This is a genomic window from Chitinophaga sp. (assembly GCF_039596135.1).
GTDB lineage: Bacteria > Bacteroidota > Bacteroidia > Chitinophagales > Chitinophagaceae > Chitinophaga.
The window spans coordinates 122,820-136,746 of sequence record NZ_JBCNKH010000006.1 but is presented as its reverse complement, the minus strand read 5'-3'; the positions used below and the strand labels follow the sequence as shown (position 1 = coordinate 136,746).

Below are 13,927 nucleotides of genomic sequence, written 5' to 3'. Positions count from 1 at the left end.
TCTAATCAAATTAAAAACAGGGAAATTATGAACTACGAATTGATGGTGATTTTTACCCCTGTGCTGTCTGAGGAAGACTACAAAGCTGCTCAGAAAAAATTCGCTGACGTTATTAAAGAAAATGGCGGTGAATTAACGCACGAAAATCCCTGGGGATTAAAATCACTGGCGTACCCTATCCAGAAGAAAACCACGGGCTTGTACCTGGTACTGGAATACAGTGCGCCATCCGACCTCAATGAGAAGCTGAAAATTCAGCTGAACCGCGATGAAAATGTGCTCCGTCACATGATTACTGCACTGGACAAATACGCTGTTCAGTACAACAATCGCAAGAGACATGGCGTAAATGCTGATTCTAAAACCGCTGAAGCTTAAAATTATGGCAGTAAAACAAGAAATTAAGTACTTAACGGCCGTAAAAACCGAGAAACGTCAGAAGAAATACTGCCGTTTCAAGAAAATGGGCATCCGGTATGTGGATTACAAAGACGCTGAATTCCTGAAGAAATTCCTGAACGACCAGGGTAAAATGCTCCCTCGTCGTATCACTGGTAACTCCCTGAAGTTCCAGCGCAAGGTGGCTCAGGCTATTAAAAAGGCTCGTCAGATGGCGTTGTTACCTTACGTTACTGACCTTTTAAAGTAAACCGACAAATTACTTATCGTAAGTAAAAGGTCCTTAAAACTAATTAACATGCAAGTAATCTTAATACAAGACGTAGATAATCTGGGTCAGAAAAATGAAGTGGCTAACGTAAAAAACGGTTACGCTAGAAACTTCCTGATCCCACAGAAATTTGCGGTAGAAGCATCTCCATCTAACCTGAAGCAACTACAGGAGCGCCTGAAAGTGCAGAAAGTGAAAGAAGAGAAAATGCTCGCCGAAATCGCTAAGGTGGTTGAAGTACTGAAGGCTGGCCCAGTGAAAATTGGTGCTAAAACCGGTACTTCCGGCAAGATCTTCGGTAGCGTTACCGGTGTTCAGATCGCTCGTGCGATTAAAGAACAGAAAGGTTACGAAATCGATCGTCGCCGCATCCACATCCTGGACGATGTAAAAGAATTAGGTACATACAAAGCGAGACTGGACTTCGGTAAAGGCAATGAAGCTGAACTGGAATTCGAAGTAGTAGCTGAGTAAGTCTTACATACTTTCTAAAAAAAGATCCCGGGCCGCAAAGCCCGGGATTTTTTTATGTGGTGCCATATTCATGTATGGCACAATTTTCGTTTATATTTGTTTCATTATATGAAACAGTACCTATCTTTATTAACTGCCGTAGTCCTCTGGACTGCCTGCCACCCAAGCACCGCATCAAACAGCACGCCAGCTGCCGAAACCACCGTCCCTGTTCCGGCATCCACTAGTGAACAACCAATCGATTCATTCCGCATTGGAAACAAACAGTTCCTGGTGTACAGCCTTACAAAATCGTCCTTCGGTCCCGCTACCGAATTAGACTATGAAAGCGCCGAAGGTTCACAGTTGACCCGCGAAGCAGCTAAAGTACAAAGACAAGGCGACTCCCTCCTCTTCACCCTGAAGAACGGAAAAACGGCGGTACTCGCTAATTCAAAAAATCCAGCTATCGACGAGGATTATGCCGTATACTACTATGCCGGCTACCAGGAAGACCTGCAGCAGCACCTCGCCTTTGGCAGCTATTACGAATCCAGCGACTACCTGCTCGTAAACCCTTCCAACGGTAAGCAAACACACCTGTGGGGCATTCCTTACCTCTCTCCTGATAAACAATTTGTAATCTGCCCTTCTTTCGACCTGGAAGCAGGATTCAACAATAACGGGTTTGAACTCTATAGTTATGAGAATGGCAATGTGAAACTACTGGGAGAAACAGACCTTCAACACTGGGGACCCGGCCAGATCAAATGGGTAGATGCCCACACACTGGAAGCCGAGTACCAGACGATGGATACCGCGATGAATATCCACACAAAACCCGTGAAGATAATCATGCAGTAATAATCAGAATAAGAAGTGGTTGTATCACTCAATCGTTACAACCACTTTTTACTTTGTATACTTTGCGATGAAATTATACATTTTATCCGCCGCATCATTCGCTACCTGGTCCGAAGAATAGCCATGATAGCCGTCGAACGTATAAAAGAAATGTTCCACTTTGTTCTTCGACAATACACTGTCCAACTCCATTCCCTGGTCTATCCTTACCAAAGTATCCTGCTTACCATGCACCAGGAATGTAGGCGGACTATCCGGCGATACATAAGTAACAGGACTGCTCACTTCATATATTTCCGGGTTCTCCGAAGGTGTCGCGCCCAGCACTATGTTCATCAATTCCGGTACTCCGGACGACCCTTCATTATACATCCGTGTTAAATCATAAGGCCCCCAGTTACTCACCACACACTTTATATTCTTCTTTTCATTGTGCTTATAAGCAATCAGTGTAGTCAGCTGTGCGCCTGCACTGGCCCCAATCAGCGCTGATAAAGGTGATACCTGAAATGAATCTGCATGTGCATACATGTAATTCATTGCTGCTACCAGGTCTTCCTCCGCTGCAGGAAACTGATTCTTCCCATCCCTGACCAACCTGTAATTGACATTTACATAAGCAAAGGCCGGAGAGAAAGTCGTATTCCTTACAAACCCTTCACACGCCGTGGTGAAGTCACTCTTATCCCCACCCATCCATCCACCGCCATGCACAAAAACCATCAGGTGTGTACGCTTGGGCGATCGGCCTGCCGGCAGATAGATGTCGATTGTCTGTAAAGAATCATCCCCATAATGCTGATTGAGTAAAATTAACTCCTGCTTTGCACCAGGGCCCACCGCCAGCGAAGTATCTACAGGCACGGCCTGGGAAGCAGATTCATGTTTGCATGCAGGTAACAAATATAAAAGGATAGCGCATGGTAATATCCTCCTCCACGTGAGAAACATCATAATATAGACTTATAATTGCTGTAACTTCCAGTTAAAACCTACTGATATGAAATATACCCTCCTGCTCTCCTTTCTTTGTTGCATACTGACAATACCATCCTTTGCACAGGCCCCTATGGCCAATGTGGAAGGTCATACCAATGCAATCATTAGTAAGCTGACAAAGTCGCTTGCTCTCAAAGAAGATCAACAGGTAAAACTGCGGGGATATATCTCCGATTTTATTACACAACGCAACACCGTGGTTGCGGAAACAAAAACCAACCCCAAGGCCTACGATGCTAAAATAAAAAGCATGCATAACGGCTTTTACAAAAAACTTAAAACAGCCATGACGGCCGAGCAATATGATAGCTTTCTTCAGTTGAAACCTGCGGAAGATGATCCTACTAACGTATTGTCCCAATTATATTACTAATAACAAAAAGCCCTGCAGGATGTTCCCGCAGGGCTGGATAAATTTATGTTAATGACTTGTTATGCACCCCATGCCTTCCGCAGGAACCGTAACCAGTTCCCATGCATGATGTTTTCCACATCCTCATCTGAGTAACCTCTCTTTTTAAATAATGCAGGTAGTTTCTGCACATCTGCAATCGTCTCCAGGTCGTACGGACACTGCTCCTTACCAAAGGCGCCATCCAGGTCAGAACCAATACCAATATGCAATGCATTGCCCGCCAGCTGGCAAATATAATCCATATGATCTACCAGTTTTTCCAGGTTACAATCCATTCCTTTGGGATCTGATACACCTCTCACCCATCCAGGCACCATCATCCAGGCATCCATGGCACCTCCTATTACAGCACCTCTCTTTACCAGTTCTAATATCATCTCGTCAGAGAACTGGCGGTTATGATTCACCAGTTTACGTACGTTGTTATGGCTGGCCCACACATGCCCGTCAAAGTGCTCAATAGCTTCCCAGAAGCAATCATCACACAGATGCGTAGCGTCGAGTATAATGTTCAGACGCTCCATTTCTTTCAGCAGCGCCCTGCCCTTTTCACCCATAAAGCCTGTTGCATCTGTACCCTGTGCATATCTGCCAGGGCCATAGTGAGCAGGTCCTACAGCACGCAAACCATTGTTATACGCTTTTTCCAGGTAAGAGATGTCTACAATAGAATCAGCACCTTCCAGGCTTAATATATAACCAATGGCTTTGTTGTCAGTTGGCTGACCATCATTCCAGTAAGCAAGGTGTTTTTCCAATGAGGCCAGATCGGTGATGGGGGTTAGTTCCCCTGCGGCTTCCATGGCCTTGTACCACGCCAGTTGTCCCTGTGTCTGTGCCCATGCCTGCTCAGGTGAAAACCACCCCGGCAGTGGATTGTCAGGTGCCACAAAACGGGCAATCTGTGTACCTACTACCAATCCAATATTTCCTTTGCGCAGCTCCGGAAAGGATACAACACCTTGAGCGCGGTCTGGTTTATCGGTTTGCCCTTCCTCCCTTTTTCTGATGTCATTCACAGGCAAGCGGAGGTTGCGGTTCCATTCCATCGCGTTCATACTGAGATCCAGATGCGCGTCTATTGCAAACATGTTTTATAATAGTTTTAAGTTCAGATCATGATTTTCCTGTCTCTCGCTACAACTTTCCATTGCGCAATACAGGTATTATTTTCTACAACACCTACGCGCTCATACAGGGCTACGGTAGGGCATATATGATATGGTACGCCATACAACACTGTACCTACAGGATATTGCGCGGTATCAGCTACTTTCACTACCAGGTGTTCCTCACTCTGTGATACAGGCGAAGCTTCCGGTGCATTCAGAAAAACCACCCTTGGTTGTGGATTTTCTGCTGCTACAGACTTATGCCCCAGGTCAAGGCACAGGCGCTCTCCATCAATAATCGAGATCACTCTTGTTACTAACACGGCGGCATAGTCATACTGCTGGTCCGGTAAATGCTGCTGATACCCCCAATCCCAGAAAATAAAGGTACCGGGACTACACTCCACTCCTTCCCTTTCGGCATGAATGGGGAATGTAGGTGAACCTCCTGCCACAATCCGTGGCGCAGGCAATCCACTGTCTATAATAGCTTGTGCAAGGGCTTGTACAGGCACATAAGCGGCATCACATTTCTCTTTGCGAACCACAATATCCATATCATGCAGGTGACCATCATACGCATGCAAACCTACAGGCGTTACACCAGGCAGGTGCACCAGTTCCTGGTACAATGCCAGTGCTGCTGCATCTGGTACAATACCGGTTCTGTTCATACCTACATTCAGATCGACATACACGGGCAATACTTTTTGCGCTGTGGCAAATTGTGCTGCGATGGCTACTGCCGAAGCAGCGTTATCTACCAGGCAACTGTATTTCGTATCCGGGTATTGCTCTGTGAGCTCCAGCAATCGTTCAATCTTAGGCCCTACCGGCTGATAAGCGAGCAATACATCTTTTGCGCCGGCCAATCCCAACATTTCTGCTTCGGCAATAGTGGCGCATTTAAATTTATGAATGCCCTCCTCGATCAGTAGCTGAGCGGCTTCCGTGATCTTGCTGGTTTTCACATGTGGGCGCAGTCGCTGCACATCCTTCACTGAAGCTTTCACTGCAAGGATGTTATCTCGCATACGCTCCGGGTACACCAGCAATGCTGGTGAATCCACCGTGTTAATGTTGTGCAGTTCGTACCAGTTCATAGCTATGCTAATTCAAATAGTGCTTCTATTTCAACAGGAATATTATCAGGCAGAGACCCCATACCTACGGCACTACGCACACCTATACCATTCTCTTCTCCCCATATTTTGGCAAACAGTTCACTGGCGCCATTGATCACATAAGGATGACGACCAAAATCAGGTGTACAATTCACCATACCCAACACCTTGATCACACGCTTTACTTTGTCCAGGCTACCCAGGTTGGTAACGATGGTAGAAAGCATGGTCAGGGCAACTTGTCTGGCAGCCAGTTTACCTTTCTCAATATCCAGGCTATCACCAATACGGCCTATGATCAGGCTTTTATCGTCCTGCACCGGGCCGTGGCCGGAGAGGTACAGGTATTTGCCATCGATCAGGTAAGGCTTATACACCCCCAACGGAGAAGGGGCTGGTGGCAATGTCAACCCTAATGCCTGGAAGTTTTCTGTTGCTGTCATATCACTTAAGTTTTTTATTTCGTTTATTTTCCGCTCTCCGGAACCTGCTTCGCAAGCCTCCGCTAATGTACAAATACACTCAAAATTAAACACCCTGCTAATCCCACCACACTTACAATCGTCTCCATCACAGACCAGGTTTTAAAAGTGTCTTTTACTGATAAATTAAAATACTCTTTAAACAACCAAAAGCCGCCATCGTTCACATGACTGAACATGAGGCTGCCGGCCCCCGTAGCCAAAACCATCAAACTGGGGTTCACCCCCAAAGTTCCTACCAATGGTCCCAGCATGGCTGCTGTGGTCAATCCCGCAATAGTAGCAGACCCTACTGCAACTCTTACCAACGCCGCCAGTGACCACGCTAATAGCAAAGGATTCATATGCGTGCTCATCATACCCTGTGCTATAATATCGCTCACCTTGCTATCCAGCAGCATTTGTGTCAATGCCCCTGAACCACCAATGATGAGGATAATAGGAGACACATCCTTTATTGATTCATCCAGTGATTTCATCACTGTTTTCATGGTCAAACCTCTCTTAAGACCTAGTAAGTAAATGGCATTCAACACTGCAATCAGCATCACAATGATCGGGTCTCCAAACCAGTCTGCCACTTTCACCCATCTACCATGCCCCACTAACTTTATGATCGTTGTTCCCGCCAGCAGTATCACCGGCAGCAATGCCGCAATTAAACTTTCCGCCATACCCGGCAATTTTTCATCCGGAATAGGTTCTATATGAAACAGTGCAGCAGGCTCCTGTTTATATCCCTTTAAAAAGCGACTAAAGATGGGCCCTGCCGCAATAATAGCAGGAATGGCAACTATCAGACCATACATGAGCGTCATACCCATATTCGCGCCAAAAGCACCTACCAGTGCAGTCGGTGATGGGTGCGGTGGCAGATAACCATGTGTCACTGACAGCGACGCCAGCATAGGTATACCCAAATATACCGCAGGCAGTTTTGTACGCGCTGCCACCGTAAATATCAACGGCACCATCAGTACAAAACCAATATTATAAAACAACGGAATCCCTACAATGAACCCCGTCAGCATCAAAGACCATTGAATATACTTTCGACCAAAGAGGTGCATCAATCCATTCGCAATTCGTTGGGCAGCGCCACTCTCCGCCACCAGCTTTCCCAGCATACTGCCAAATACAATGATGGTGACCAACCCGCCCAGGGTCTTGCCAATACCAGTAGTAATAGATTGTGTGATGGCATTGGTATCCATCTTCAGGGCCACGCCCATGAACAGGCACACGACCAGGAAGGCTATGAATGTATTGAGCCTGACCCCAGCCACCAGTAAAACCAGCAGCAGGATCGAAAATAGTACAATGAATAAAGCCATCGAAATTCTTTAGATGTTGGCGACTAAAATTACCTGGTTATTCATATCGGAGTGCAATAATAGGGTCGAGTTTGGAAGCCTTGATAGCCGGGAATATACCTGCCATCAGACCTACGCCGGCACACAGGCTGATACCCATAAAGATCCAGAACCAGGGTATCACAAAACTTGTATGCAATAACAGTGATACTACGTTTCCCACCAGCATGCCCAGCAGCACCCCAAGGGCACCTCCCAGTACACTGATGATGATTGACTCATATACAAACTGTCTGCGAATCACCTGTCGCGTAGCACCCAGTGCTTTGTTCACACCAATCTCACGTGTACGCTCTGCAACAGATACCAGCATAATATTGGTCAATCCTATAGCGGAACCGAACAAGGTAATGACTCCTATGATAGCAGCAGCAATAGCCACAAAGCCAAGGCTGTTAAACAACATTTCACCTATACTGTCACTCTTGCTGATATAAAAGTTCTCTTCTTCATTCAGATGCAGGTGCCTCACAATGCGGAATAAGCCGGTAGCCTCTCCCACAGCAGCATCCATTCGGTTGATATCTTTCACTGACACGCCTATATTGTAGGTCATCGTGTTGCCTCCATATACTCTCCTCGTATTCGTCACAGTAGTAATAACTACCTTGTCAGCACTCATAAATCCACTGTTTCCTTTTGATTCCAGCAACCCTATCACCCTGTAACGTACATTTCCTACACGGATATTGCTGTTAATCACGTTTTTCATGCCGTCCCCATACAGTTTCTTCGCTACATCTGTTCCCAATATAGCGACATTCCGCCCGGTTTCCATATCTAACTGATTAAAGTTCCGGCCTTCTTTCAACTTATAATTGGAAAACTCCAGGTAATTCTCATCTCCGCCTAACACCTGTACATTTGGATTGGTCTTGTTTTCACCCTTGTAAATAGTAGCTGCACCACTCGCCGTAACTGATACGCTCACGGTGGAAGGGAATGAAAAGCGCTGTTTAAAATCCTTTGCTTCTTCCCATGTAATAGGGATATTACTATTTGACGTTTTTACCTTCTTTTTCTTCTTGTCACTCTTCTTTGCATCAGGCCCCCCCCCTATGAAAATACGTAATGCCCTGTTCTGAATAGAGAAGCTGTTCGCCCCCATACTGGCAAAGTTGGAGTAGATACTGTTCTTCATGCTTTCAGTAGCAGTCAGAATGCCCACCAGGGCCATAATTCCAAATGCGATGATGGAAATGGTAAGCCCTGCGCGTAATCTATTCGCGCTTACAGAACGGTAGGCGAGGGAAAATATGTCACGGAATTGCATGAATTAAAGATAACAAAAAACATTTTTCCGCTATTTTTATTATATAAATGGCGAACCCTCCTACTATAAAAGAAATAGCAGAAAAACTGAAGCTGGCAAAGTCCACGGTTTCGCGGGCATTGCACGACCATCCCAGTATCGGGTTGCGCACCCGGATGAAGGTACAGGAGCTGGCGCGGGCGCTTAATTACGAACCAAACCAGACTGCTATTCATTTTCAGCAGAAAAAGACCTTTACGATCGGGATTGTGTTACCGGAACTTTCGGAGGCATTCTTTTCTGCAGCTATCAGCGGAATTGAAGATGCCGCAAATCAGAATAACTATATGGTGCTGTTGGGGCAGTCGCATGACGATGCCGGCAGGGAGAAAAAGATTGTGGAAATTATGAAGAATCACCGGGTAGATGGACTGATAGTTTCGCTGGCTAAAAATACCGGGGATTATGCACATTTTGAAGCACTGGAAAAGTTCAATATCCCGGTAGTATTCTTTGACCGTATTCCGGATAAAAAGGACATTCACTATGTAGCCTGCAATATGGAATCTGGTACCCTGCAGGCCGTATCTCTTTTACTGGAAAGAGGGCATCGTGTAATTGGGATGATTAATGGTCCGGAACAACTGGTAGCGACCCCGCAAAGGGAAGCCGGTTTTAAACAGGCTTTGCAGAAGAAAAGATTAAAATTCGATGCCAGTCTCATTGTACATTCTGATCTTACAAAAGCAGGAACCCGTGCTGCCATGCAGCAGCTTCTGTCAAATAAACGTAAAGTAACCGCGATCGTCACGTTCAATGATTATGTGGCGCAGGATGCCGTACAGTATGCTTTGGAACAAGGTATTGCCGTGAATAAAGACCTTACGTTTGTGAGTTATGCCAATCTGCCACTGAGCAGTTATATGGCGTTTCCGCCCATTGCTTCTGTAGAACAGTACCCTTATGAACAGGGGTTCAAGGCAACAGAGATATTATTGTCCTTATTAAACAACAAGGAGGATTCAAATTATCAACATATTATTATTGATTCCCGGCTTGTGGTGAGATAAGTGCTCATTCCAGCCGGCCACAGGCCCACCAAAATTCACGCAACCGTTTGCGCAATCTTTCTATCAATCTTATCCTTAAGTTTGAAATATCAGCAACATTTTATCAATCAAAACATCATGCAGGCTTCGATACTGGCAGCTTATGGAATAGTGGCAGATGAATGTACCATCCAGCCTTTTGGCAGCGGACTTATCAACACCACCTGGAAAGTTGTCCATGGCGATAAGTCATACATCTTACAGCGCATCAATCACCTGGTCTTCAAACAACCAGCAGTCATTGCAAACAACATCCGCTACATCGGCCAGTACCTGCAGCAGCATTCACCGGAGTACTTCTTTGTACAACCCGTGAATACATTAGACGATAAAGGACTGGTAATAACCGAAAACGGTGAATACTTTCGCCTGCAGCCATTCGTACCCGACTCCCGCAGTTACGATGTCGCAAACGATGAACAACTGGCCTACGAAGCCGCAAAACAGTTCGGAAGATTCACCCGTTTATTGGCTGATATCGACACAAGTAAAATCGGCTATAGCTTACCAGATTTTCACAACCTCACCCTAAGATATCAACAGTTTGAGGATGCATTGAAAAACGGCAACAAAGAGCGGATAAAAGAATCGGAAGAACTGATTTTGAAAATCAGGGAATACGCTTATCTCACCGACACATTCGAAGCTATCAAGCAGAATCCTGCTTTCAAAATCAGGGTGATGCACCATGATACCAAGATCAATAATGTACTCTTTGATAATAGTGGAAATGGAATCTGCGTAATTGACCTGGACACCGTCATGCCCGGATACTTCATCAGCGACTTCGGCGATATGATGAGAACGTATTTATCCCCCGCAAATGAGGAGGAAAAAGACTTCAGTAAGGTACAGGCCCGGGCCTCATTTTTTAAGGCAATTGTGAGTGGTTATCTGAGCGAATTGAAGGAAGAATTGAGTCCTGATGAGATCCATCACCTGGTATACGCAGGACAATTTATGGTCTATATGCAGGCCATCCGGTTCTTAACAGACTATTTGAATAACGATATTTACTACGGCGCTAAATACGAACAGCACAACTATGTAAGAGCAGGCAATCAGCTGGCTTTGTTAGATCGTATCAGCGAACAGGAGGGCATCTTTTTTAAAGCGATCACTACACCAGATCGCGTCGTTTGAAAAGCAGCACCATTTAAAAACAAAAATGCCGGCATGTAGCCGGCATTTTTTATTGAAGAATCAATCTTTCTATACTAATTGTAACAGCAGTCCGGGAAACACACCCAGCAGTATCACTATCGCAGCTGTCACCACCAGCAAAAACTTAAACCTGCCATTCATCTCTTCAACACCCGGCTCACCAGATTTAAAATACATTGCCATAATCACCCTGAAATAATAATACACACTGATCGCAGCACATACTACCGCAATAATCACCAGCCAGAACAGGTTACCTTCCTGTACCGCCGCTGTCAATACATAATATTTTGCAAAGAAACCTGCAGTCAAAGGAATACCTGCCAACGATAATAAACAGATAGTAGTCACCGCAGCTACCAAAGGTTCCTTCTTCGCCAATCCGTTAAAGCCATCGAAGGTATAATCCTTCATTTTGATCAACACAGCGAATATGCCGATAGTAGCCACAGAATAAGCCGCTGCATACAGGATAATACCTTTCTGCGCAAAGTCGCCGAACGCAATCACTGACAGCAGCATGAACCCTGCCTGCGCAATACTTGAATAAGCCAGCATACGCTTTACACTCTGCTGGAACACCGCTGTAAAGTTACCAATGATCAGTGTAGCTGCTGTAACCAGTGCCAGCAGCAACTGCCAGTCTCTACTAATTGTTCCTGTAAATGCACCATGGAACAAACGGATAAATGCAATAAAGCTACCCGCCTTCACCACAGTTGCCATGAAAGAAGTAAATACAGATGGCGATCCATCATACACATCTGGTGTCCAGAAGTGGAAAGGCGCTGCAGAAACTTTAAAAGACAATGCAAATGCAACCAGGATTACACCACACAGTGCCAGCGGACTCACCGCTCCTTCACCAATTCCTAACTCATCGATCTGGAAAGATCCGGATGCACCGTAAATCAGTGTAATACCCATCAGCAAAATACCAGTAGAAAAAGAACCCATCAGGAAGTACTTCAACGAAGCTTCACTGCTTTTAGGACTCTTCTTATCACTACCAGCCAGGATATACTGTGGAATAGAAATAATTTCTATCGCCAGGAAAAGCATTAATAAACTGCTGAACGAAGATGCCAGCGTAATACCCGACAGTATGAAAAATACCAGCGCAAAGTAATCTGACACATGTTCCCCTACTTTTTCAAAAGCACTGCCTGACAGCATAAAGTACAACAACGTAGCTCCAAAAGCCACCGCGTTGAACAACACACTGAAACTGCTCACAGTGATCATACCATACAGAGTGCGGCTACCTCCCTGTAATGTGCACAATTCAGCCAGGTTCGCTGCAAAGCAAATCAGCAACGCCACGATGGCAACAAATTTAATGGACTGCTTATTTTTCACGAAAAGCCCCGCAAACATCATCAAAACACCCGATAAAGCAGTAGATATTAATGCATTCATATTCCTGTGTTACGAAAGAACAACTTTTTAATAAACCTTATTAACCAATTCAGTAGTGCTCTGAACCAACTCCAGCATAGGCTTTGGATATACGCCCAGTACCAGGATGATCGCCACTATCACACTCAACGCCAGCAATTCATTACCACGCAGATCTGTAGTCGTTTCTGTCAGCTGATTAGGCTGGCCAAAAATCACTTTCTGCACCATGTTCAGCATATACACCGCACCCAGAATCACACCCAGACCTGCAACCGCCATAAACCATGGATTATATTGATACAGACCGCTAAACATCAGGAACTCCCCGATAAAACCATTGGTCAGTGGCAAAGCAATATTGGCAAAACTGATGATCACCAGGAAGGTAGCCATGCGTGGCGCATAAGCAGCTATACCCCCCATCTCATTCAGTGACTTCACTTTCAGACGATCCTGGATAATCTCTACGATAATCCACAAACCAATGATGTTGATACCGTGGTTGAAAAACTGTACCAGCACACCCTGTAAACTCTGCTCATTATTCGCAAAGATTGCAGCACTCATCAATCCGATGTGAGCGATGGATGAATAAGCAATCAGGCGTTTGAAATCAGATTGAACGATCGCAATACAGGAAGCGTATACAATACCGATGATGGACAATACAATCGCTACATCAGACCATACATATGCACCCTGCGGCAATACCGGCAGTAACCAGCGAATCACACCAAACAGACCCATTTTTACCATGATACCTGACAGTACCATCGTAACCGGGGTTGGTGATTGCTCGTAAGTATCTGGCTGCCATGTGTGGAAAGGGAAGATTGGCATCTTGATAGCAAATGCTACAAAGAACAGCCAGAACAAACATGACTGTGTTTCTTTGGGCAACGCTGCCGCTGTGAAGCTTGCATAACTAAAAGAATGATCAGGCGTTTGCAGATAGATATAGATAATACCAATCAGCATCAACAGCGAACCTGCAAAAGTGTATACGAAGAACTTGAAGGTAACCGGGATCCTCTTTTCTCCACCCCACAGTGAGCAAAGGAAATAAACAGGAATCAGCGCCAGTTCCCAGAAGAAGTAAAACAGCATCGCATCATAGGCAGCAAATACACCCATGAGACCTGCCTGCGACAACAGCATCAGTGCATAGAAACTGTTCGCACGGTCATACTCCCTTTTATTGATAACAATAAAGATCAGTACAAATGAAATAGAAGTGAGCAGGCTAAGCATCATGCCCATACCATCCAATCCTACACTAAAACTTGCTCCCAGTTGTGGTATCCAGTTGCAGCTATGGCTGAGGCTCTCAGGTGCAGATCTGAACTGGAACAGCGCAGCAATAGTGACTGCCAGCGATGCCAGAGATGATATCAAACCCACCGTCTTAGGGCCTGATCCCTTCAGGCCAAATGCAATAAGGCCCGTCACCAAAGGAATCAAAATGAGTAATACTGTCAACATAATTTTATCTAAACTTGTCCTTTTTGA

General features: G+C 45.3%; 15 protein-coding genes. 7 read left to right on the top strand and 8 right to left on the bottom strand.

Annotation, left to right across the window (positions count from 1 at the left end):
- The first annotated feature begins 27 nt into the window (after positions 1 to 27).
- The 4 genes from rpsF (at position 28) to ABDW16_RS06760 (ending at position 1,987) form a co-directional block, all read left to right on the top strand.
- Positions 28 to 378, top strand: coding sequence for a 30S ribosomal protein S6 (rpsF, locus tag ABDW16_RS06775; protein WP_343668600.1), 351 nt, complete (start codon positions 28 to 30; stop codon positions 376 to 378).
- Positions 379 to 382: 4 nt separating this feature from the next.
- Entirely contained in the window at positions 383 to 649 is a 267-nt protein-coding gene (rpsR, locus tag ABDW16_RS06770; protein WP_116853899.1) for a 30S ribosomal protein S18, read from the top strand.
- A 48-nt stretch (positions 650 to 697) separates the two neighbouring features.
- Positions 698 to 1,144 carry a 50S ribosomal protein L9 gene (rplI, locus tag ABDW16_RS06765; protein ID WP_343668595.1) on the top strand — a complete coding sequence of 149 codons (447 nt, stop codon included), beginning with the start codon at positions 698 to 700 and terminating at the stop codon, positions 1,142 to 1,144.
- Positions 1,145 to 1,252: 108 nt separating this feature from the next.
- Positions 1,253 to 1,987, top strand: coding sequence for a hypothetical protein (locus ABDW16_RS06760; RefSeq protein ID WP_343668593.1), 735 nt, complete (start codon positions 1,253 to 1,255; stop codon positions 1,985 to 1,987).
- A 48-nt stretch (positions 1,988 to 2,035) separates the two neighbouring features.
- Here the strand turns inward: ABDW16_RS06760 and ABDW16_RS06755 are convergent, their stop codons facing one another.
- Positions 2,036 to 2,890 carry an alpha/beta hydrolase gene (locus tag ABDW16_RS06755; protein WP_343668591.1) on the bottom strand — a complete coding sequence of 285 codons (855 nt, stop codon included), beginning with the start codon at positions 2,888 to 2,890 and terminating at the stop codon, positions 2,036 to 2,038.
- A 97-nt stretch (positions 2,891 to 2,987) separates the two neighbouring features.
- Here ABDW16_RS06755 and ABDW16_RS06750 point away from each other — a divergent pair, with 97 nt between their 5' ends.
- Complete coding sequence (locus ABDW16_RS06750; protein WP_343668589.1) at positions 2,988 to 3,359, top strand: hypothetical protein; 372 nt, start codon at positions 2,988 to 2,990, stop codon at positions 3,357 to 3,359.
- Positions 3,360 to 3,418: 59 nt separating this feature from the next.
- On the opposite strand, the gene ABDW16_RS06745 is transcribed toward ABDW16_RS06750, so the two are convergent.
- The 5 genes from ABDW16_RS06745 to ABDW16_RS06725 all read right to left on the bottom strand — a co-directional run bounded on the left by ABDW16_RS06745 (position 3,419) and on the right by ABDW16_RS06725 (position 8,765).
- A complete protein-coding gene (locus ABDW16_RS06745; RefSeq protein ID WP_343668587.1) occupies positions 3,419 to 4,492 on the bottom strand; it encodes a membrane dipeptidase in 1,074 nt (357 codons plus the stop codon).
- 20 nt (positions 4,493 to 4,512) lie between these two features.
- Complete coding sequence (locus ABDW16_RS06740; protein WP_343668585.1) at positions 4,513 to 5,616, bottom strand: D-TA family PLP-dependent enzyme; 1,104 nt, start codon at positions 5,614 to 5,616, stop codon at positions 4,513 to 4,515.
- Positions 5,617 to 5,618: 2 nt separating this feature from the next.
- Positions 5,619 to 6,080: a RidA family protein gene (locus tag ABDW16_RS06735; protein ID WP_343668583.1), complete on the bottom strand. Its 462-nt coding sequence runs from the start codon at positions 6,078 to 6,080 to the stop codon at positions 5,619 to 5,621.
- 62 nt (positions 6,081 to 6,142) lie between these two features.
- The gene (locus ABDW16_RS06730) at positions 6,143 to 7,453 is read right to left on the bottom strand and encodes a gluconate:H+ symporter (protein WP_343668581.1); all 1,311 of its coding nucleotides are present in this window, start codon (positions 7,451 to 7,453) and stop codon (positions 6,143 to 6,145) included.
- A 37-nt stretch (positions 7,454 to 7,490) separates the two neighbouring features.
- Positions 7,491 to 8,765 carry an ABC transporter permease gene (locus tag ABDW16_RS06725; protein WP_343668580.1) on the bottom strand — a complete coding sequence of 425 codons (1,275 nt, stop codon included), beginning with the start codon at positions 8,763 to 8,765 and terminating at the stop codon, positions 7,491 to 7,493.
- A 47-nt stretch (positions 8,766 to 8,812) separates the two neighbouring features.
- Here ABDW16_RS06725 and ABDW16_RS06720 point away from each other — a divergent pair, with 47 nt between their 5' ends.
- Both ABDW16_RS06720 and ABDW16_RS06715 read left to right on the top strand, forming a co-directional pair.
- Complete coding sequence (locus tag ABDW16_RS06720) at positions 8,813 to 9,814, top strand: LacI family DNA-binding transcriptional regulator (RefSeq protein WP_343668579.1); 1,002 nt, start codon at positions 8,813 to 8,815, stop codon at positions 9,812 to 9,814.
- An 81-nt stretch (positions 9,815 to 9,895) separates the two neighbouring features.
- Positions 9,896 to 10,996, top strand: coding sequence for an aminoglycoside phosphotransferase family protein (locus tag ABDW16_RS06715; RefSeq protein ID WP_343668577.1), 1,101 nt, complete (start codon positions 9,896 to 9,898; stop codon positions 10,994 to 10,996).
- Between the two features lie 69 nt (positions 10,997 to 11,065).
- Here the strand turns inward: ABDW16_RS06715 and ABDW16_RS06710 are convergent, their stop codons facing one another.
- Positions 11,066 to 12,436 (bottom strand): NADH-quinone oxidoreductase subunit N, encoded by a 1,371-nt coding sequence (locus tag ABDW16_RS06710; RefSeq protein WP_343668575.1) that lies wholly within the window; start codon positions 12,434 to 12,436, stop codon positions 11,066 to 11,068.
- 27 nt (positions 12,437 to 12,463) lie between these two features.
- Positions 12,464 to 13,900 carry an NADH-quinone oxidoreductase subunit M gene (locus ABDW16_RS06705; RefSeq protein ID WP_343668573.1) on the bottom strand — a complete coding sequence of 479 codons (1,437 nt, stop codon included), beginning with the start codon at positions 13,898 to 13,900 and terminating at the stop codon, positions 12,464 to 12,466.
- Positions 13,901 to 13,927 lie beyond the last annotated feature (27 nt).